Here is a 20,300-nt window from a genome sequence, read left to right as displayed (position 1 = left end):
GCAGGCCTGAGCTAACCGGGCCTGACTTCGATCTGGTTGACGACCGCGCTGACGCCCGGTGCAGACCAGGCCGCTTCGAATGCCGCCTCGCGCTCGGCCAGCGTGCGCAGAGTGCCGGTCAGCGTCACCGCGCCATCCCTCACCGTCACGGTTACCTGGTCGGCGTCGCTGGCAGCCTGGCGTGCGATGGCCGCCTGGATCCGTGCCGCCACGTCCTGCTTGTCGGCACGAGGCCGGATGGCGAGCGCATTGGTGACCCCGACCACGCCGAACAGTCCGGCCACGGCGTGCTCGGCGGCGGTGCGCTGGTAGTACCAGTCGACATCGCCGCTCAGGGTCACCACGCCGTGTTCGACCAGGATCCGGATACGGTCGGCCGGCACCGTCGCATCCCAGGACAGCACGTTGGCAGCGGCCCGGGCAATGTCGGCATCGGTGCGGCGCGCATCGTCGGGCAGGTGAACGTCCAGTTCCACGGCCAGCGCCCGCACGCCGGGAATGCGCCTGACGGCCGCTTCCGCCGAGTACTTCTCGGCAAAGGTTCCAAGGTGCCCGGTCAGCGTGACGACGCCGTCCTGGACCTGGACCCCGATCTCGTTGCCATGGACCGCAGGATCCCAGATCAGCGCCTCGGTCACGTCCTGCTGCAGCTGCCTGTCGCCCTTCATGGGTGCCCCCGCTTGTGCGTGTCTTTACCGCCCTTTCAGGCAAGCCACGACCTCCGCATCCTCGACCTGCGAGAAGTCGCGGTAGAACTCCCCCACTGCCCGGAAGCCGGCCGGCGTCTCCAGGCATACCACCTCGTCGACATAGGGCTGCAACAGCTCCAGCGTCCGCGGCGGCGCCACCGGCACCGCGCAGACGAGCCGCGCGGGCTTCTGCTCGCGGATGGCGTGCAGCGCGGCGATCATCGAGGCCCCGGTCGCCAGGCCGTCGTCCACGATGATGACCTGTCGACCGGTGGCGCGGACCGGTTCCCGGCCCGGCGTGTAGGCGGCGCGGCGCCGCCGCAGCACCTCAAGCTGGGCCGCGCGCTCGCGGTCGATGTATTCGCTGTCGGCGCCTGCCGCGGCGGCATAGGGCGTAAGATAGGTCCACCCGCTCTCGTCTACGGCGCCGATGGCGAACTCCGGGTTGCCCGGTGCGCCGAGTTTGCGCACGAGCACGACGTCAAGGTCCGCGCCGAGCGCATCGGCAATGATGGCGCCCATCGGCACCGCACCGCGGGGCACGGCCAGCACCAGCGGCCGTTTTCCTGCGTGGCCAGCAAGCGCACGCGCCAGTTGTGCGGCGGCATCGGCCCTGTCAATGAATGGCATTACCCCCCTCCTTTGGCTGCCTGGGTGGCGGCTTACGCCGGATAGCCCACGCTCTGGGCCAGGATCACGCGCTGGTCGGGCGCCAGCCGCATGGCAGTGGCCAGCGCGCGGCGGTCCAGCAGCCCGCGCGCCACCGTGGCCAGCCCGGACGCGGCGCAGAAGAGGTAAACGTTCTGGCTGATATGCCCCGTATCCAGCGCGGTATAGAACTGGCGCAGCGGCTTGTCGGTCTCATCGAGCCTGGAGAGCCGGCTGACATAGACGAGATTCAATGGCGCCTCGGCAACATAGTCCTGCAGGCCGGTCGCCGCGCGCAGGTCTGCGCCGACGACCAGCCGAAGGCGCCAGTCCGCCGGTTCAAGCACGTACAGTCCGTCGCGCAGCGCCGCGTACAGGTCGATTTCCTGCCAGTTGCGGGTCGAGGGCGCAGTGCGCAGGCCGGTGCCCGGGCGGTTGACGCCGAAAGCCGCCCACAGCAGGGACGACAGCAGTGTGTCATCCAGGTTCCGCGCAGCAAAGTGTCGGGTCGAGCGGCGCTGCAGCAGCGCCGTCAGCAGCGGCATGCCGCCTTCGGTCTGCGGTGGCGGCAGCTTCAGGTATTCCGCGCCGGCTTCGGATAAAACGATGGGATGTGTCACGTCGTGCTCCGGATCGATGGGGTCGGCAACGCCCCCCTGGGATTAACGTAGGCGGCAAGCCGGCCCTGCCATTTGGGATGGATCAAAGGAAAGCCCGTTTGCTCGCGGCATGTAGCAGGACAGCTCGGTCCCGGCTCCTGATCGGCCTTGCCTCTCCGGGTGTCCGGCCACAATGCGCAGGCCGCCGGCCATGCGACCCCTGCGCTCTGACGAACCCGGCGCGGCTTGGCGATGCCGCGCGCCGCCCGACGCATTGCGCACTCCTTGCGATACGTCAAGCCCCGCCAAGGTTGCCCTCCTAGACTTATCCAGACCTGCGCGCCCCGGGGCAGGCCAGCCGCTTGACTATAGGAGTTCCTCCATGCCAGACCAGACCGATCCCGCCTTCGAACTCGCGCGCTGCGCCGAGCAGTCCGCCCTGCGCATTTGGCTGCGCTGGGAAGAATCGCGCCAGATGTTGCTCAGGCTCCGCCTCAAGGCCCTGGACGAGGACATCAAAGGCACCCGGCAGGCGCTCGCCCGCGTCAACGATGCGCCAGACTGGAACGCCTTCCATGGCCTGCCCGCTCAGATTCTGGCCGCGCAGGTCGAGCGCAACGCCGCACATGCACGCGACATTGGCGGTCTTTACATAGAAATGGCCTCGGCCTTCATGGAGCACCTGCGCGAGTCGACCGAAGCCTGGCAGGACTACCAGCAAAGGGTCATGGTGGAGGGAGGCGGCTACGCGCCCTTTGCGGAATCGGCGCGCGAAATGTTCGACAACGTCGGCCGCCTGATGGCCGTCCCTACCCCAGGCGCGAAGGCCCCGGCGCGCCCGGCCGGCGCGGCACGGAGCTGACGAGATGGCCGGACAACGCATTGCCCTGGTAACGGGAGGCATGGGTGGCCTCGGCGAAGCAATTGCCGTGCGGCTGCTGGCCGACGGCGCGCGCGTCGTCGTGACGCACTCCGTACACAATGACCACGTGGCCCAGTGGCTTGGCGCACAACGCTCCGCCGGCCGTGAATTCACGGCGTTCCCGGTCGACGTGACGGACTTCGCGTCCTGCCAGCGCTGCGTGTCGCAAGTGCGCAGCGAGCTCGGCGACGTCGATATTCTGATCAACAATGCCGGGGTCACGCGCGACCGGACCCTGCGCAAGATGGATAAGGCTGACTGGGACTTCGTGCTGCGCACGGACCTCGACTCGCTCTTTCATATGACGCGGCCGCTGGTTGAGCCGATGTTGGCGCGCGGTTGGGGCCGGATCGTCAATATTTCTTCGGTCAATGCCTCGCGGGGCGCCTTTGGCCAGACCAACTATGCCGCCGCCAAGGCGGGGGTACATGGCTTCACCAAGGCGCTGGCGCTGGAACTCGCACGCAAAGGCATCACCGTCAACACCGTTTCGCCGGGCTACCTGGATACGCACATGGTGACGGACATGCCCGCCGAGATCCTCGAGCGGGACGTGTTGCCGACTATCCCGGTCGGCCGGCTAGGCAAGCCGGCCGAGGTCGCGGCGCTGATCTCTTACCTGTGCAGCGACGACGGGGCCTTCGTCACTGGCGCGAATTTTGCCATCAACGGCGGGCAACACCTGCAATGAGGATCGACGACAGGACGTCACCGCCCAGCCTGTCGGCCATGCCGGAATGCGCGCCGCAGGCCGCCATACCGGCGCAAGTCTGGATGGACAAGCAGATCCGCGCCGGCCTGGCCCGTGCCACCGGGGGCCTGTCGGTGATCTCGGCAAGTCTGGCCGGACTCGACTGGGCGCTGCAGCTCGGCATCTCCCCGGCAAAGATTGTGCAGGCATGGCAGGTGTGGCTGCAGCACAGCATCGAGGACTGGCCACGGCTGTTGCCGACCGCGGCCGAGCCGCCGTCCGTTGACCTCAGCGATCAGCGCTTTGCCGATGCCGGCTGGCAGGACTGGCCTTATCGCTGCTGGCGCGATGCGTTCATGCGCAACGAAGCCTTCTGGGAGTCGCTGACGCAGGATATTGACGGCCTGTCGCGTCATCACCAGCACATCGTCGCCTTCTGCGCCCGGCAATGGCTTGACCTGCTCGCGCCCGGCAATGTTTGGTGGATGAATCCGACCATTGCCAGGACCGCCTCGAGCACCTTCGGCGCCAACTTCCTGCAAGGCGCCCATCACTGGCTGCAGGACGCCAGTGAGCTGTTGTCAAAGGTGCCTGGACTGCCTGCGGGGCGCCCCGCGCTGGAATTTCTACCCGGGCGCGACGTGGCGCGCACGCCTGGCAAGGTGGTGTTCCGCAACGCACTAATTGAACTGATCGAATATGCGCCCGCCCTTGGCGCCAATACAGTCTGGCGCGAGCCGGTGCTGATCGTGCCGTCCTGGATCATGCGGTACTACATCCTCGACCTGAAGCCCGAGGATTCGCTGGTGCGCTACCTGGTCGAGAGCGGCCATACCGTGTTCATGATTTCATGGAAGAACCCGGACGCCTCGGCCCGCGACTTCGGGCTTGACACCTATCTGGAGGCCGGGCTTCTGACCGCGCTCAACACCGTGCACGCGCGCTGCGACGGCGCGCACGTCCACGCCGCCGGGTATTGCCTGGGCGGCACCCTGCTTGCCACGGGTGCCGCCATGCTGGCCCGCGACGCCGCCGGCGGGCCACTGGCCAGCATGACGCTCTTTGCGGCAGAGACCGATTTCCATGATCCGGGCGAACTGGGCCTGTTCATCGACAAGAGCTCGCTCGCCACGCTCGACGCCCTCATGTGGAGTCAGGGATATCTGGACGGGCCTCAGATGAAGTCTGCCTTTCAGATGCTGAACGCCCAGGACCTGATCTGGTCGCGCGTAATGAGCGAGTATTTGCTCGGCCAACGTTTGCGCGCCAACGATCTGGTCTCCTGGAACCGCGACACCACCCGCTTGCCTTACCGCCTGCATTCGGAATGCCTGCACAAGCTGTTCCTGGGCAATGAGCTGGCCACCGGCAAGCTGTGCGTGGGCGGACAGCCCGTCGCCCTGTCGGACCTCGACCTCCCGCTTTTCGTGGTTGGCACCGAACACGACCACGTCTCGCCCTGGCGCTCCGTGTACAAGCTGCACTTACTGACCAAGGCTGAACTGACCTTCTTGCTGACCTCGGGCGGCCACAACGCAGGCATCGTGTCCGAGCCGGGCCACCCGGGCCGGCGCTACCATGTGCATACGCGATTGCCCGCCGCGCCCTACCTGAGCCCGGAGCAATTCCTCAACGTGGCTGTGTACCGCGACGGTTCCTGGTGGCCGGCGTGGCATGACTGGCTAGTGGCCCACTCGACAGCGCGCTGCACGCGACAGGCGCCGGGCCAGGGGCTCGCGGACGCTCCTGGTACCTACGTGCTGGAACCCTAGCCTCTTGTTCACTGTGCTGCGCCTGGCAACCTTGCGAGCGGGCAAACTTTCGGGTAGCCGGATCGAATGGAAACATGCCGTCGGACACGGGAAATGCCGGCCGACGCCTAAGGAACTCATTCCAGAAACCCCGCGCAAGCTGGTGGAGTGTTCGGTGTCCCACATCCCGCTCCCTGGCAGCAGCCGAACCGCACCGCACCTCACTTCATCGCATCGCCGAGGCGCTGCGGCAATATCAGTGCGACATCAGGACCGGCACTGTCATCGACTCAAGCAACGTGCGGGTGACACCGCCAAGGACCAGCTCGTGCACCCGGCTGTGCCCGTAGGCCCCCATGACGATCAGGTCAGCATTTCGGTCCGCGGCGTGTGAGAGTAACATCTGGCCGACGTCTTCGCCGTCTTCCGCTCCAAGCGTGCAAAGCTGCACCGCCACGCCATGCCGACCCAGCCAGTCCACGGCATGCTGAGGCGGCGAAACCCACGTCCCCTTCAGAACCCCAGACGGTGTCCACGAGACCACCTCCACAGTGCCCGCGCGCTGCAGGAGCGGAAGCGCATCGCGGATGGCCCGCGCCGACTCGCGGCTGCCGTTCCACGCCACCATGATGTTCTTGCCAACGCTCGGGAACCGGCCCGCATACGGAACCACCAGCACCGGCCGCCCGCATCCCAGCACAATGGATTCAACAAAGCCGGGCTCGGCGTAGGCGGCTTCATCAGTGGGATCGTGCTGTCCGAGGATGACAAGATCCGCCCGATGCGCCTCTGCCTGGACCGTTGCCGCCGTGGCCCAGTCCGGCGCCCGCCATTCCGTAATGACGGTTACCTCGTCCGTTGCGCCCATCAGGGCGTGACGGGCCCGCTCGCCGACCTGATGCCGCCATTCGGTGTAAGAGGCAAGATTGCGGTCACCGTCCACCAGGTAGCGCACGGCGGTGGGATCCGGCTTGCCGACGGCTAGCAGGCCAACCAGCGTGGAATGAAACTCCAGCGCCAGCCGGGTGGCGAGGTGCAGCCGGTCGTACACGCGGCGGCCGGCATCGAGATGAACCAGGATCGTTGCGTAGTCCATGGATTGACTCCATCAGGCAGCCCCGGACGGAGCTTTTCTTGAATCTATATCGCCACCCCGCCCCGGATTTGTCGTGCATCAAGCCGTCTTCGTGTCCGCGCTACAGGCAATACCGCTGGCACCAGGTACGAGTTGGCCCAGGCTGCCTGCCGCCAGCGCGGCGGTGCGTGGCTTCGGCGGCCGCAGCAGGTCCGGTACGGCGGTACACGCTGTGCATAGCGGCACCAACGCGCAGGCGGCAAGCCTGCGCCATCCTGGCCGTTTCTCCGGTGTGCATGACTGCAAGCGATTCTTCATGGGTAGCTCCTTGTAAGGACGCGCACCGCCCGGTGGCGGCTGCCGCCGGCCAGGACGTGCGCCTCACACCGCGAAGCGAAAATGGCCGCTGTGCAGCACGATGTGCCGCGCACCTGTCATCTCGAACAGCGCTCCCGCGACGCGTTCAATGTCCTGGCGGTTGCTCATGAATGCCGGCAGCAAATCTTCACTGCGGTACGAGCGTGCGCCGAAATGATCCTCAAGCGCCTCGGCAGTGATCTCATAGGTCGCCGGTGTGCCATCCACCTTCACGGCACACCGCAGGCTTGGCCCGGTCGGGCAGTAATCCGGCGTCTCGCCGGAAAAGTCGATCGTATGCATAGCTTTCTGGCGTAATGCCCTCCAAAATCTGTTCGCCTGCTTACGCTTCCTCGGCGCGGAGAAGCAGGACGGGCGCGACGGCCAGGTTGATCACGCTTCGCGCGACGCTGCCCATGACGAGTCGCCGCACTCCCCGGCGGCCGTGCGTACCCATCACAACCAGATCAGCGCCCCAGCCATTGGCTTCGGCAGCGATCGTGGCAGCAACGTCGCCCTCGACCATAGGCTTACCGAGCAGCCGCGTTACGTGGCGAATACCCGCTGCGGCAAGCCGGCCGGAGGCGGCAGCGAGAACGCTTTGCCCCGCCGTCGTGAGGTCCTCTATCAATCTCACCGGATCCAGATTGCTGGCATCCAGAAACGGGCTGCGGTCATCGACCACATGGACCACCTCCACTTCGGCGTTGGCGGCGCGCGCGATGATCATGGCCTGTTCCAGGGCAAGTTCCGATGCGGCGCCGCCGTCCATGGCGACAAGGATGCGCTGGTACATAGCGGTTTCTCCGGCGATGGGAGCCTGTGGCGACTCGGGTCTGGACTGGTTAAATGCAGCGTAGGGCAACCGGCGCAACTGCTGTTGATACGTGTCAAAGCCGCGGTACCGCGCTCCAACCGCCGCTGGTCGCGCGCGCATCGGCAGTCTTCGCGCAGGGGTTGCGGCTCGCGGATTCAGGCCTGCCCACGCCGAGCGGCTCGCCTGCTTGTCCCCGAACGAAGCCTGAGCGCTTCTTCTTCCCCTTCCAGTTCCGTCGCTTCTCTTTCGCGGGATCGTCCCTGAACCGCCGCGAACTTGCTTGCGCGGTGTCGTGCCCGCGGCGACACGTCCGAGCGGCAGGCTCAGCGACGCGGACAGGGTGTCGTGGCGCAGAGCAGCCAGTCGTCCTCGAGCGTATTGACCGGCAGCCGGAACGTCACCTCGAGCGGCTCGCCAGCGACGACGATGTCGCGCATCTGGTCCCGCCCCTGGTAGCCGACCGCGAGCCGATAGGCACCCGGCCTGAGTCGCATATAGAACAGCGGCCCGCTAGCCGTAGTGTGCAGCACCGGGCGGCCCTCCTGGCTGGCCACGACCACCGTGGCACCGCCCAGCGGCTTCCCGCGCCCGGCATCCACCATCGTCAGCCGTACATTGAAACGCGCGGCGATGGCCAGCATGCTTTGCATGCCCGCCTCATCGTCTCCACCCGATACGTAGGAAACGCCGTGCTGCTCCATGATCTGCACGCCAGCGGGCGCGGCGCGAGTGGCGCAACCCGCCGCCGCAACGGCAATCGCCAGCGACGACAGGCCGAGGCCTAGGCTTCTTGAAACCTGCATTTGCGTCACTCCGGAAGAATTATTGGGGTTTTCGCAGGCCGGAACCGAACGGTCAGGGCGTATCGCCGCGCGACTGCTGCCGAACGAGCAGCACGGGGCGAACCGTCTTGCTGACCACGTGCTCCGAGACCGAGCCCAGCACCATGCGCCGCACGCCGCGATGGCCGTGTGTGCCCATGACGATCAGGTCCGCGCTCCAGTGGTCCGCTTCCGCGATGATCGCCTCGGCAATCTTCGCAGGGGTGCCGGGCGTCTCGGCCAACCTGCTGCTCCAGCGCACGCCGGCGGCACTGAAGCGCTCGCCGGCACGAGCCAGCACCTGCTTGCCATAGGCAATGATGTCGGCCATCAGCCAGTGCCGGTCACCCGGGCTGACCTCGAAGAACAGGTCGCTGTCGTCGACGACGAACATGGCGCTGACCTCGGCGTCGGTGGTCAGCGCCATCGACACGGCCTGCTCCAGGGCATTCAAGGATGAACGGCTGCCATCGAGGGCTAGGAGAATGCGGCGGTACATGGCGACCTCGGCTTTGGCTGTGGTTCATCCCAAATTAGCGGTCGCAAGGACATGCGGGTTGATGCCAGTCAACCAAGCCAGCCACACCGCTGTGATTCGGCTCATGGCAGGGCTGCTGCACCAGGGGTGGCCGACAGCAACGTGTCGGCCGATACTGGCGGCCGCGCTCAGGTCAGCACCTGCTCGGCGGGTACATGGGCGTAGCCATGGGCGCTTGCGACGGCCGCATAAGTCACACTCCCGCGACAGATATTCAGCCCGGCCCGCAGGTAGGGGTCGTCTGAGAGCGCGCGGGACCATCCCTTGTCGGCAAGGGCCATCGCATGACCGATCGTGGCGTTGTTCAGGGCAAAGGTGGAGGTCCTCGCCACCGCTGCCGGCATGTTGGTCACGCAGTAGTGCAGCACGCCGTCCACCACATAGGTCGGATCCGTATGGCTGGTCGGGCGCGATGTCTCGGCGCAGCCTCCCTGGTCTATCGCCACATCCACCAGCACCGAACCCGCTTTCATGCGCGCGACCATCGCACGCGTGACCAGCCTGGGCGCCTCGGCGCCAGGCACCAGCACCGCGCCGATGACCGCATCGGCCGAGAGCAACGCGCGCTCGATACTGTCAGCGCTGGAGTAGACCGTCACGACTCGATTGCCGTACACGGAGCCCAGATGCCGCAGTCGTTCGATATTCTTGTCCAATACCGTCACGCGCGCCCCCATGCCTACCGCGATCTGGACAGCATTGGCGCCCACCACGCCGGCGCCGATCACCACGACATGTGCCGGCGCGACGCCCGGGACGCCGCCGAGCAGCAGTCCCATGCCGCCGTTCGGCTTCTCGAGGTAGGCTGCCGCCACCTGGACCGACATGCGGCCGGCGACCTCGCTCATGGGGGCCAGCAGCGGCAGACCACCGTCAGGCCCCGTAACCGTCTCATAGGCGATGCAGACCGCGCCGGATTGCAGCAGCGCGGCAGTCAGCTCACGGTCCGCGGCCAGGTGCAGGTATGCATAGAGGATCTGCCCGGGCCTGAGCAGCGCCAGTTCGCGTGGTTGTGGCTCCTTGACCTTGACAATCATCTGGGCCCGGTCGTACACGGCCTTCGCATCGGCAGCCAGCTTCGCGCCAGCCGCTTCGTATTGCGCGTCGGAAAGGCCAAGCGCGGCCCCGGCCCCGGCCTGGACCATGACCTGGTGACCGCGGCTGACAAGTTCGCGCACGCAGGCAGGCGCCAGGCCAACCCGGTACTCGTTGTCCTTGACTTCTTTAGGCACGCCGATCCACATGGCCTTTGCTCACGCGCGTGGTAATTCCGGCAGATTCCGCACCAGGTGCTTGAATCCTCAGTCCACGGCCGGATGCACCGAGGCCTGTCCGTGGCCACACGTACGGCGACACCTGCATGGCAGCCTCGATGTCGGCAGATATCGAAATAATTATAGGGCCCAAGGGTTACATAGCTGCCCAGCCATTTCACATCCAAATATCGCCATTTTCGCCCCCTCGGCGGACGCCGCAAGATGTGATTGATGTTTGCCATCACCACTTGCCGGAAGCACCACCACCGCCAAAGCCGCCGCCACCGCCGCCGAATCCCCCGGGGCCCGACCGGCCGCCATATCTTCCCGAGCGGCCGCCGATAGCCAGCAAGCCCATGTGCGGGCCACCCATCAGCGTGAACAAGAGCGCGATTGCCCCTGCAACGATGCCGGCAAAGATGGCGCCAGAAAGCATCCACGCGACCACTCCAACGGCCCCACCCGTCGCGACTGCACCCGGGAAGCGCCCCAGCATGGAACGCAGTAACCCACCCAGAACCAGAGTGAGCACAAGCAGGATTGGCATCAGTTGCCGGACGGGGTCACCCGTATCCCCTGCTCTTTCCTCCGGAGGTGGCAGTGGCTCCCCTTCGATGACCCCAAGCATGCGGTCGATGCCCGCAGACACACCGCCATAGAAGTCGCCCCGCTTGAATCGGGGCACGATATCATCACTGATGATGCGCTTGCTCGCGGCGTCAGTCAGGACGCCTTCGAGCCCGTAACCCACCTCAATACGAAGCGTGCGGTCGTCCTTGGCGATGATGAGCAGCGCGCCGTCATCAACGCGGTTACGTCCCAGCTTCCATTGCTCGACCACGCGAAGCGAATACTGTTCGATGGTTTCCGGTCGGGTAGTGGGAACCATGAGAACTGCAACCTGAGCTCCCTTCCTGGCTTCGAAGGCCTGCAGCGTCTGGTCCAGGGACGCCTGCTGTGCGCGCGTTAGCGTACCAGTCAGGTCAGTCACTCGCGCCGTCAATGACGGAACGGCAACCTCGGCGATGGCTCCGGGAAACACGAAGGCAGTCAGCACCAGAAGCAGGCCTCGCGCGGCCGTGCGCAGGTTCAACTGGCACCACCGAGGGCGCTGGCCGCAGCGGCACAGACTAATGGCTGGCATGACGAGCACCGCCCACATCTTGCGCACGGCACACCTCCGCAACGAAAGGTCTCTTGACTTCCCTCAGCGGACCCAGGTGTCAGCAGCTGACAAGATCCGTATGTCCGAAGCCCTTGGAATAGTCGAGCACGGAAATGACTGTCGGGGTCACCCTGAATATTCGGACGTCCTCCGCGGTTGGCATCGGCACTGGCAAGGCAATCTGCTCCGGATACTTCAATGGGAACATCCGGAGGATTCTCTCCGCTACGGCCACATCGACCACCGGTTGCGCGTGCGCCGCCATGGACAGGCCGGTAATCGCCATGAGATCTGGCGTGTCGTGATCAATTGTCAGCGAGACACGGTCATCCAATGCCAGATTGGCCGCCTTTTGGCTGCCCGGACCACAGAGGAAGTAGAGCGTGAGACCCTCATTCACATAACCCACAGTGGTAGCCTGAGGCCAGCCATCCGGCCTCAAGGTGGCAAGCGTCATGATCCTGTGTTGGTTCAACAAGGTCAGGATCTTCTGTCTGGTCTCTTCGTCCATATTTGGTCACCTGTTACGCCAGTACAAACAACACCAACGGGGCCGGCACGGCCGGGGGAGCGATCTCCAGCCGGCACGTTCCTGGACAAATGCCCCGCATCTTCTTCATTCCACGACAGCAATGGCTGGTTCAGGCCCATGTCTTGCCTCTCCCCCCAGCTACCTCGGCTTCGGCTATGGGCTATTTCCAAAGTAGCGGTCGCAAGCGCATGCGTGTTGATGGCTGTCAACGAAGCCCAGAGTCCCCTTGGCCGGCCGACCGCCCGCCCGCTGACCCGCATCAACCGGCCTACCCCCCGCCTAAGCCGGAAGCAATGTCTGCGCTCCCGCACCCGGGAACCGCTTCCGGCACCTGGTGATGGGCAGCGTGGCCGAGGGGGAGGTGTGCAGATCGACGGTGCCGGTGCTGCTGGTGCGGGCGGCCGCTGCCGGCCGCCCACTGGAGCTATTCGATGCGGAAGGGGTCATGCGCCAGGGCGTAGCTGAACGCATATTCCAGTTCGCCGGACGCCTGGGCATGCAGCGTACAGAGCGGTGCGCCGGCTACGACCTCGTCGCCGGCGCGCACATGCAGTTCCAGCCCGGCCACCTGCCGGCGCGGCGCCCCGGCCAGCTTCGCCGTGCGCGCGACGTGCCGGTTGTCGACGGACGTCACGATGCCGCTGCGGGCTGCGACCACGTCGCGCCGGAACACCGCCTGCCCCGGGGTGCGCAGCCCCCCTTGCGCTTCACAGATCGCCTGGAACCGGGCCCAGGCGGCACCACTGTCGAGCAGGCTGCCGGCCAGCAGCCGTCCCTGCCCGGGCGGTATCGCACCGCAGAACTCCAGCAGCTCGCCCGCCAGCAGCAGCGAGCGTTCGCGCAGGTCGGCGGGCGCCGTCGGCTGGCACTGCAGCACGGCCAGCACGTCGAGCGCCTCGAGCGCAGGGCCGACGCCCCGGCCCACCGGCTGCGAGCCGTCGGTGCGCAGAATCCGGAGCTTCAGCCCGAACGCGTCCGCGACCTTGGTCATGGCGAGATCCAGGCGCGCCAGATCGCTGTCTTCGCGGATCTTGGCCGTCGGCCCCACCGGCACGTCGATCAGCACGTGGGTGGAGCCGGCGGCAATCTTCTTCGACAGGATTGAGGCCACCAGCTGCGCATCGCTGTCGATATCCAGCGCGCGTTCCACGCGGATCAACACGTCGTCCGCGGGACTCAGGCTCAGCGCGCCGCCCCACACCAATGCAGCCCCGACCTGTTCTACCACGCGCCGCAGTTCCGTCGAATCCAGCGTCACGCGGGTCAGGGCTTCCATCGTATCGGCGGTGCCGGCGGGTGAGGTGATCGCGCGCGATGAGGTCTTGGGCAGCAGCAGCCCGGCCGCTGCCGCGATAGCCACGACGACCGGCGTGGTGCGATTGCCCGGCAGCCCACCGACGCAATGCTTGTCGGCAACCACCTCGCGGTCCCAGTTCAAGCGCTGGCCGGACCGGACCATGGCCCGGGTCAGGTCGACAGTCTCGCGCAGGCTCATGCGACCGTCCGCGCAGGCGGTGAGGAATGCCGCAATATGCACGTCGGCGTACCGCCCTGCACTGATGTCGCCGATGATGCCGTCGAGCTGGACGCTGTCCAGGTGGCAGCCATAGATCTTGGCACGCAGTGCGCGCACCGACTCCAGCGCGGGCGCATGGGTGACATGCACGACATCGCCGGCGCGTGCCGAAAGCGTCCGTGCCGCGCTCAACGACAGGCTCGCTTCGCCCGTGTTCAATAGCGGCGCGCCCAGCAGCGTCAGCGTGGCGATCAACGACCTGTCGCCGATCTGCACGCGCACGCGCGCCTGCGCGGAAAAGCCCTCGGCGCGGCAGATGGGGCAATCCGGATGCATATAGATGACATGCTCCTGCCACGTATCGATCTCGAGCGGCCGGAACACCAGCGCCCCCACTTCGCGGGGCGCGGCGGCGGCCACGACATCGCCGGGACGGCCGGGAATTCCGGGATCAGAACTGGCATCGTTCACGTCATGCCTTGCCGCGTATGACGCCGCTAGCGAGCGTCCAGGGCGTCCAGATTGAGCAGCTCGATGGACTTGCCCTGCACTGTCAGCAGCCCTTCCTGCTGGAACTTGGACAAGGTCCGGCTCACGGTTTCCAGGGTCATGCCAAGGAAGCTGCCGATGTCTTCACGAGTCATGCGCAGCACAAAGGACGTGGCCGAATAGCCGCGTTCGCGGTAGCGTGCCGAGACGTTCAACAGGAATGCCGCCACGCGCTGCTCGGCGGACATGTTGTTGCCTAACAGCATCATCTGGCGCGATTCCCTCACGATCTCGGCACTGAACATCTTGTGCAAGTGGCGTTGCAGCGGCTTGATCTCGCGGCATAGCGCCTCGAGCTGGTGAAACGGGATCACGCAGACCACGCTGTCTTCCAGGGCAATCGCATCGCAGTTATGGGTTTCCTGGCAAACGCCGTCCATGCCGATTGAGTCCCCGGCCATGTAGAAGCCGGAGATGGTCTCCTTGCCCCGCTCCGGCGCCACCACGGTCTTGAACGAGCCGACGCGGACCGCATAGAGGCTGCGGAACGGGTCGCCCGCCCGGTACAGCCGCTCGCCCTGCTTGACCGAACGCCAGCTCCGCACGACGGAGTCCAGACGGGCCATTTCGCCGGCCTCCAGGCTGGCGGCCATGCAGATGTTCCGCATCATGCAAGTTGTGCACCGCGCCCGCGCGGGATCCGGCGCCGGCTCCGCAAACGTCTCATCCTCATGCCTGGAGAGCGCGACGGACATGTTGGGGGCGTCACAAACAGCATCAGCTTCAGTATGCAAGTCAAACATGGTTGTCTCCAGCCTGCCGGCCTTTCCCTTATCCCGACCCTCGCCTTCACCCGTGTCGTCTGGCGGACCGCATATTCGTGCGCGCCGCGATGTGTTTGACTGAAGTATTGGCCTGCCCGCGCTCCGCGCCTAGAAGGCTGCGCTGAGTTGCGTGTCAGAAATGCAGCGTCACTTGTCAGGGTTCCCTGACGCCGGTCATGCCGAACGCCCTGGCTGTCCAAGCTGGCGCATGTGACGTCATGCCGTTATCCCGTGCAAGCAGTCGGGGCAATGTGCCGGCGTTTGATGCAAAGCAAACCGCAACCGCCCCGGCTTGCCAAAGTAAGAAAACACGGCGCGCACGGCGCCGTCATCCAGGAGACCATGATGAGCAACATCAAGCGCTACGACCCGTTCTCGATCGAACCGCTCGGCGACATGCTGCAGAGCATGCTACGCAATTGGCGGATCGGGCCAGACACCGAGCTGCCATTCAAGGTCGATGTGGCCGAGTCCGACAGCAGCTTCACCATTACCGCCGACCTGCCAGGCGTGAAGAAGGAAGACATCAACGTCAGCGTAGACCGTGGGACTGTGATGATCTCCGCCAAGCTCGAGAAAGCTTCCGAGGTAAAAGAAGGCGACCGCGTGATCCGCCAGGAGCGCTACAGCGGCTCGATGCAGCGTGCCTTTACGCTGGACGGCAACATCGACACGGAAAAGATCGATGCCAGCTTCCAGGACGGCGTGCTGCGCCTGGTGCTGCCCAAGAAGGAAAGCTCAAGCCAGCAACGCATTACCGTCCGTTAGGCAACGTTGCGCAAAAAAGGAGACCGGGATGCTAGTCCAGGATATTTGCTCAGCGAAAGCCGTGCATGTCCCGCTGTCCTGCACCCTGCAGGAAGCTGCCGTCCAGATGCGGGACCGCCACGTCGGTGCGCTGATCGTGACAGAGAACTCACCGGCAGGGACGCGCGCGGTCGGCATGGTCACGGACCGGGACATCGTCATCGGTGCGACAGCCACCGGTGCGGATCCATGCCGGACCGACGTGGTCGAGGTGATGACGCGTGGCCTGGTGGCGATCCAACGGGATGCCGTTGTCGCAGAGGCAATGCAGTTGATGCTGACGCACGGCGTACGACGCCTGGCGGTGCTCGATGGCGAGGCAGTGACCGGAGTGGTTGCGCTCGATGATCTGTTCGCCGCTCTCGCAACCGACTGGGGCATGCTGTTTTCGCTGGTGCGCAAGGCGCAGGAACGAGAGCGTTCTGGCAGCGCACAGGCTCTATCGCAAACGTAGCGCCCAGAGACGCACCGGGGCCAACCCGTGGCGCCGCTTGCGGCGCCCTGCCTTTGAAGAGGCCAAGCATGAAAACAGATCATCAGATCCAGAAGGACGTCACCGAGGAACTCGACTGGGATCCGGCGATTGACGCGGCGTCCATCGGCGTCGAGGTCCATGAGGGCATTGTCACGCTGGACGGACACCTGTCCAGCTATGCGGAGAAGCTCGCCGCCGAGCGCGCCGCGGAACGCATTTCAGGCGTACGAGCGGTCGTCGTCAAGCTCGACGTGCATCCGCCCGGCGCCTTCCTCGACGAGGCCATTGCCGAGGCGGCTCGCGGTGCGTTGCAATGGCACGTGCATGTGCCCTCGGACGTCATCAAGGTTCGCGTCGAGCGCGGCTGGGTCACGCTGTCTGGCAACGTCGACTGGGGCTATCAGAAAAAGCTGGCCGAACGCACGGTCAGCCAGTTGCGCGGCGTGATCGGCGTCGTCAACAACATCCGGATGAATGAGAAGACCGCGCCCCCCGATGTGGAGAAGCGCATCGAAGAGGCGCTGCTCCGCCATGCCGTGCGCGAGGCCCACCATATCAGCGTCAAGGTCAAGAACGGCACCGCCACGCTGAGCGGCCACGTGGATTCGCTGGCCGACCGCCGCGCCGCCATCGGTGCCGTATGGTCGGCGCCGGGCATCTCGGCGGTCATTGATCAGCTGGAAACGCGGCCGTGACGCCGATGCCGCGTGCCCGCGCTGGCACGCACGGAGCAGGCGGCACGCGCCGCGATCGCGCCCGAGGGCGCCAGGCAAACAGGAGACAACCAACATGAAAGGCGATATCCAGCTCAAGCAGCATGTGGTCGAGGAACTGGCCTGGGACCCGGCCGTCGATGCCACCGAGGTCGGTGTCCAGGTCAAGGACGGCGTGGTGACGCTGACCGGCCATCTCAGCAGCCATGCCGGCAAGTACGCTGCCGAGAAGGCCGTCAGGCGCGTGCCCGGCGTGAAAGGCCTGGCCGTCGAAATCGACGTGCGCCTGCCCGATGACGCGCAGCGCACGGACGCGGACATCGCACGCGCAGCGAGCAACATCCTGGCGTGGACCTCGGTGCTGCCCGCGGATCGCATCCAGGTGATGGTCGAGGACGGCTGCGTCACGCTGACCGGCACGGTCGACTGGAACTACCAGCGCCTGGCCGCCGAGCACGCGGTGGGCGGCCTGTACGGCGTGGTCAGTGTAGCCAACGCCATCGTGGTCCAGCCTGCGATCGCGGCCCACGACGTGAAGGAACGGATCGCCAGGGCCATCGAGCGCCAGGCGGCGGACGACGCGACCCATGTCGCGGTCGACGTCAAGGACGGCGTGGTGACGCTGCGCGGTAGCCTGCGCAGCTGGGCCGAGCGCGAGGCCGCTTCCGAAGCCGCCTGGGCGGCGCCTGGGGTGAGCGAAGTATCGAACATCATCCAGGTGAATCTCTGACTTCCCGACCGGGCCCTGTCGGGAGGGTTGCCGCCGGTTGCCATGAGGGCCAGCCATGACTGTCCGTAATCTCGATGCCCTGTTCCGTCCGCGCTCGGTCGCGCTCATCGGCGCGACGCTGCGGCCGCATAGCGTGGGGGCAACGGTGCTGGCGAACCTGTCCGCGGGCGACTTCACCGGCCAGCTGTACCTGGTCAACCCGAAGTATGCGACGCTGGCGGGCCAGCCCTGTTACGCGCGCGTCGGCGCGTTGCCGGCACCGCCGGACCTGGCGGTGCTATGCACGCCCGCGCCCACCATCCCGGGGCTCATCGCCGAGCTTGGCGCCGCCGGCACGCGCGCGGCTATCGTGCTGACCGCCGGCTTCGAGGGTCCCGAGGACAGTGCCGCAGGCGCCCTGCGGCAGGCCATGCTGGACGCGGCGCGGCCCCATCTGCTCAGGATTCTCGGGCCAAACTGCGTCGGGCTGCTCGCTTCGGGAATCAGCCTCAATGCCAGTTTCGCGCCCGGCGCGGCCCGGCAAGGCAAGCTGGCATTCGCCACCCAATCCGGCGCGCTGGCCACCGCCGTGCTGGACTGGTCGCGCTCGCGGCAGATCGGCTTTTCCCATTTCATCTCGCTGGGCAACAGTGCCGATGTGGACGCAGCCGACGTGCTCGACTACCTCGCCGGCGACGCCGGGACGCATGCGATCCTGCTCTACGTGGAAGCGATCCGCCATGGCGCAAAGTTTATGTCTGCGGCACGCGCCGCCGCCCGCAACAAGCCGGTGCTGATCGTCAAGGGCGGACGCTCGGCGCAGGCTGCACGCGCCGCCGCGTCCCACACAGGCGCCATGGCGGGTGCCGACGACGTCTACGACGCCGCCATCCGGCGTGCCGGCATGCTGCGCGTGGACAGCACCGAGGGCCTGTTCGACGCCGTCGAGATGCTTGCCCGCATGCAAGGGCTGCGCGGCGAGCGCCTCGCCATCCTGACCAATGGCGGCGGCGCCGGCGTGATGGCGACGGATGCGCTGGCGGATGCCGGCGGGACCCTGGCCCGACTGTCAGACCAGACCCTGGCCCGGCTGGACTTGGTGCTGCCCGCCACTTGGCCGCGCGCGAATCCAATCGACATCATCGGCGACGCGCCCGTCGAGCGCTACCTGCAGGCCTACGCCATCCTGTGCGAGGCGCCCGAGGTTGACGCTGTGTTGATGATCCATGCGCCCACGGCCATCGTGCCAGCCGCCGAGATCGCAGCCGCGCTCGTCAGCGCGCCGTCGGGCGGCAAGCCGCTGCTGACCGCATGGCTCGGGGCGGATGCCGTGCTGCAGGCACGCCGCTTGTGCCGGCATGCCGGCGTGCCGACCTTCGATACCCCGGAGCGGGCAGTGCGCGGCTTCCTGCAGGCCTGCGAATACCACAGGAACCAGCAATTGCTGATGCGCACGCCGCCCGCAGACGACACGTACACGCAGGCCGACAAGGAACAGGTGCGCACGATCATCGGCAATGCCCTGCGCGCCGGCAGGGCGTTGCTGACCGAACCGGAGGCCAAGGCCGCGCTGGCCGCCTACGGCGTCCCCGTGGTCGCGACCCGGACCGCGGCAAGCGTCGATGAGGCTGTCGACCAGGCCACACGGATCGGATATCCGGTAGCGCTCAAGATCCTGTCCCCGGACATCACGCACAAGTCTGCCGCGGGCGGCGTTGCACTGGACCTCGCCGATGCCGCCGCGGTGCGCAGCGCCGGCAGCGCCATGCTCGAGCGGATCTGGCAGCAAGCCCCGGAGGCACGGCTGGAGGGCTTCACCGTCCAGCCGATGGCCGGGCACGGCGATGGCTTCGAGCTGATCGTCGGCGCCGCCACCGATCCCGTGTTCGGCCCCGTCTTGCTGTTCGGCCATGGCGGCGTCAACACCGAACACATCGGCGACCATGCGGTTGCGCTGCCGCCGCTCGACGCGCTGCTCGCGCAAGACCTGGTGTCGCGCACCCGCATCGGGCGCCTGCTGGAAGGCTGGCACGGACACCCGGGCGTCGACGGGGACGGCTTGCTCCAGGTACTGGTACAGGTATCACGCCTGGTCTGCGACATTCCCGAGATCGCCGAACTCGATATCAATCCCCTGCTGGCGAGCGCGACAGGCGTCATCGCGCTCGATGCCCGCATCGCCATCAAGGCGCCGGCGCCGGGCACGCGGCTGGCCATCCAACCCTATCCGGAAGCGCTGGAGGAACGCGTCGAGCAGGACGGCCGCACCATTGTGCTGCGGCCCGTGCGCCCGACCGACGAGGCAGCCTACCAGGCGTACTTCCGCCAGCTGACGCCGGAAGATATCCATGCACGCTACTTCTGCACGTTCCGCGAGCCGGAACACAGCCAGTTGGCAAGGCTCACGCAGATCGACTACGCGCGCGAGATGGCGTTCATCGCGACGACTACCGATGCATGTGGCCAGGCTTCCATCCTGGGAGAGGTCCGGGCGGTTGCGGATCCGGACAATGTCCAGGCAGAGTTCGGTATCGCCGTGCGCTCGGACTGCAAGGGACAAGGACTGGGAAAGCTGCTGCTCGACAAGCTGATCCGCTACGCGCGCGAAAAGGGTATCGGCGCGCTGGTGGGCTGCACCATGCAGCACAACCGGGCCATGCTGACGCTGGCGCGCACCTGCGGCTTCAGGACCAGCATCGCGGCCGGCGCCGACGGTGTCAGTCTGCACCTTGCGCTGCGCGAGGAGAATACCAGCGTTCGCACGCAGGGTTGAGGCATCGCAATCGGCACGCGCGCGCAAGGCGTTGGCAATTTCGATCGCCTTCAGGCGCACTGCCGGCGGCGGCCGCTTTCCTGAGACAAGCCGGTAGCCGACAACCTCGGTTGCAGACGCCACCCAGCCGGCT

At 66.4% G+C, this 20,300-nt stretch carries 21 protein-coding genes; 8 read left to right on the top strand and 13 right to left on the bottom strand.

Going from position 1 to position 20,300, the window contains the following annotated elements:
* Window positions 1-11 precede the first annotated feature (11 nt).
* Genes AC3WRR_RS16110 through AC3WRR_RS16100 form a run of 3 tightly spaced genes read right to left on the bottom strand, consistent with a single transcriptional unit; the run spans window position 12 to window position 1,957 of the window.
* Window positions 12-668 (bottom strand): BON domain-containing protein, encoded by a 657-nt coding sequence (locus tag AC3WRR_RS16110; protein ID WP_010809962.1) that lies wholly within the window; start codon window positions 666-668, stop codon window positions 12-14.
* Between the two features lie 24 nt (window positions 669-692).
* Window positions 693-1,319, bottom strand: a complete 627-nt coding sequence (locus tag AC3WRR_RS16105; protein WP_010809961.1) for a phosphoribosyltransferase — start codon at window positions 1,317-1,319, stop codon at window positions 693-695.
* Window positions 1,320-1,351: 32 nt separating this feature from the next.
* Complete coding sequence (locus AC3WRR_RS16100) at window positions 1,352-1,957, bottom strand: nitroreductase family protein (RefSeq protein ID WP_011615448.1); 606 nt, start codon at window positions 1,955-1,957, stop codon at window positions 1,352-1,354.
* 361 nt (window positions 1,958-2,318) lie between these two features.
* On the opposite strand from AC3WRR_RS16100, the gene AC3WRR_RS16095 reads away from it, so the two are divergent.
* From AC3WRR_RS16095 to AC3WRR_RS16085, 3 genes are read left to right on the top strand one after another with little or no spacing between them, the layout of a single operon-like run.
* Complete coding sequence (locus AC3WRR_RS16095; RefSeq protein WP_492297424.1) at window positions 2,319-2,798, top strand: hypothetical protein; 480 nt, start codon at window positions 2,319-2,321, stop codon at window positions 2,796-2,798.
* A 4-nt stretch (window positions 2,799-2,802) separates the two neighbouring features.
* Window positions 2,803-3,549, top strand: a complete 747-nt coding sequence (gene phbB / locus AC3WRR_RS16090; protein WP_492293367.1) for an acetoacetyl-CoA reductase — start codon at window positions 2,803-2,805, stop codon at window positions 3,547-3,549.
* On the top strand, window positions 3,546-5,321 hold the full coding sequence (locus AC3WRR_RS16085) for a PHA/PHB synthase family protein (protein WP_492297422.1): 1,776 nt from the start codon (window positions 3,546-3,548) through the stop codon (window positions 5,319-5,321). The genes phbB and AC3WRR_RS16085 overlap by 4 nt, the downstream gene beginning before the upstream one ends.
* 235 nt (window positions 5,322-5,556) lie before the next feature.
* Here the strand turns inward: AC3WRR_RS16085 and AC3WRR_RS16080 are convergent, their stop codons facing one another.
* From AC3WRR_RS16080 to AC3WRR_RS16035, 10 genes are all read right to left on the bottom strand, one after another.
* On the bottom strand, window positions 5,557-6,396 hold the full coding sequence (locus AC3WRR_RS16080) for a universal stress protein (RefSeq protein WP_492297420.1): 840 nt from the start codon (window positions 6,394-6,396) through the stop codon (window positions 5,557-5,559).
* Between the two features lie 360 nt (window positions 6,397-6,756).
* Entirely contained in the window at window positions 6,757-7,035 is a 279-nt protein-coding gene (locus AC3WRR_RS16075) for a DUF1488 family protein (RefSeq protein WP_010809955.1), read from the bottom strand.
* A 40-nt stretch (window positions 7,036-7,075) separates the two neighbouring features.
* Window positions 7,076-7,528 carry a universal stress protein gene (locus AC3WRR_RS16070; RefSeq protein WP_010809954.1) on the bottom strand — a complete coding sequence of 151 codons (453 nt, stop codon included), beginning with the start codon at window positions 7,526-7,528 and terminating at the stop codon, window positions 7,076-7,078.
* Between the two features lie 344 nt (window positions 7,529-7,872).
* Entirely contained in the window at window positions 7,873-8,352 is a 480-nt protein-coding gene (locus AC3WRR_RS16065; RefSeq protein ID WP_010809953.1) for a carboxypeptidase-like regulatory domain-containing protein, read from the bottom strand.
* Between the two features lie 52 nt (window positions 8,353-8,404).
* On the bottom strand, window positions 8,405-8,869 hold the full coding sequence (locus tag AC3WRR_RS16060) for a universal stress protein (RefSeq protein ID WP_011615450.1): 465 nt from the start codon (window positions 8,867-8,869) through the stop codon (window positions 8,405-8,407).
* A 167-nt stretch (window positions 8,870-9,036) separates the two neighbouring features.
* Window positions 9,037-10,152: an alanine dehydrogenase gene (gene ald / locus AC3WRR_RS16055; protein WP_010809951.1), complete on the bottom strand. Its 1,116-nt coding sequence runs from the start codon at window positions 10,150-10,152 to the stop codon at window positions 9,037-9,039.
* Window positions 10,153-10,405: 253 nt separating this feature from the next.
* On the bottom strand, window positions 10,406-11,257 hold the full coding sequence (locus AC3WRR_RS16050) for a TPM domain-containing protein (protein ID WP_037024973.1): 852 nt from the start codon (window positions 11,255-11,257) through the stop codon (window positions 10,406-10,408).
* A gap of 130 nt (window positions 11,258-11,387) precedes the next feature.
* On the bottom strand, window positions 11,388-11,840 hold the full coding sequence (locus AC3WRR_RS16045) for a pyridoxamine 5'-phosphate oxidase family protein (RefSeq protein WP_010809949.1): 453 nt from the start codon (window positions 11,838-11,840) through the stop codon (window positions 11,388-11,390).
* A 445-nt stretch (window positions 11,841-12,285) separates the two neighbouring features.
* Complete coding sequence (locus tag AC3WRR_RS16040; RefSeq protein WP_492297418.1) at window positions 12,286-13,797, bottom strand: thymidine phosphorylase family protein; 1,512 nt, start codon at window positions 13,795-13,797, stop codon at window positions 12,286-12,288.
* A gap of 77 nt (window positions 13,798-13,874) precedes the next feature.
* Window positions 13,875-14,621, bottom strand: a complete 747-nt coding sequence (locus AC3WRR_RS16035) for a helix-turn-helix domain-containing protein (RefSeq protein ID WP_492297447.1) — start codon at window positions 14,619-14,621, stop codon at window positions 13,875-13,877.
* A 414-nt stretch (window positions 14,622-15,035) separates the two neighbouring features.
* On the opposite strand from AC3WRR_RS16035, the gene AC3WRR_RS16030 reads away from it, so the two are divergent.
* The 5 genes from AC3WRR_RS16030 to AC3WRR_RS16010 all read left to right on the top strand — a co-directional run bounded on the left by AC3WRR_RS16030 (window position 15,036) and on the right by AC3WRR_RS16010 (window position 20,167).
* Window positions 15,036-15,458, top strand: coding sequence for an Hsp20/alpha crystallin family protein (locus tag AC3WRR_RS16030; protein WP_010809946.1), 423 nt, complete (start codon window positions 15,036-15,038; stop codon window positions 15,456-15,458).
* A 28-nt stretch (window positions 15,459-15,486) separates the two neighbouring features.
* On the top strand, window positions 15,487-15,951 hold the full coding sequence (locus AC3WRR_RS16025; RefSeq protein ID WP_010809945.1) for a CBS domain-containing protein: 465 nt from the start codon (window positions 15,487-15,489) through the stop codon (window positions 15,949-15,951).
* Window positions 15,952-16,019: 68 nt separating this feature from the next.
* Window positions 16,020-16,667: a BON domain-containing protein gene (locus AC3WRR_RS16020; protein WP_010809944.1), complete on the top strand. Its 648-nt coding sequence runs from the start codon at window positions 16,020-16,022 to the stop codon at window positions 16,665-16,667.
* A 94-nt stretch (window positions 16,668-16,761) separates the two neighbouring features.
* Entirely contained in the window at window positions 16,762-17,415 is a 654-nt protein-coding gene (locus AC3WRR_RS16015; RefSeq protein ID WP_011615455.1) for a BON domain-containing protein, read from the top strand.
* A gap of 55 nt (window positions 17,416-17,470) precedes the next feature.
* Window positions 17,471-20,167, top strand: coding sequence for a bifunctional acetate--CoA ligase family protein/GNAT family N-acetyltransferase (locus tag AC3WRR_RS16010; protein ID WP_492297417.1), 2,697 nt, complete (start codon window positions 17,471-17,473; stop codon window positions 20,165-20,167).
* The last annotated feature ends 133 nt before the right edge of the window (window positions 20,168-20,300 follow it).

This window comes from Cupriavidus sp. FW305-3-2-15-C-LB2, from assembly GCF_058787575.1.
The sequence above is the reverse complement of the archived record's forward strand: the minus strand, read 5'-3'. Positions and strand labels throughout refer to the sequence as shown.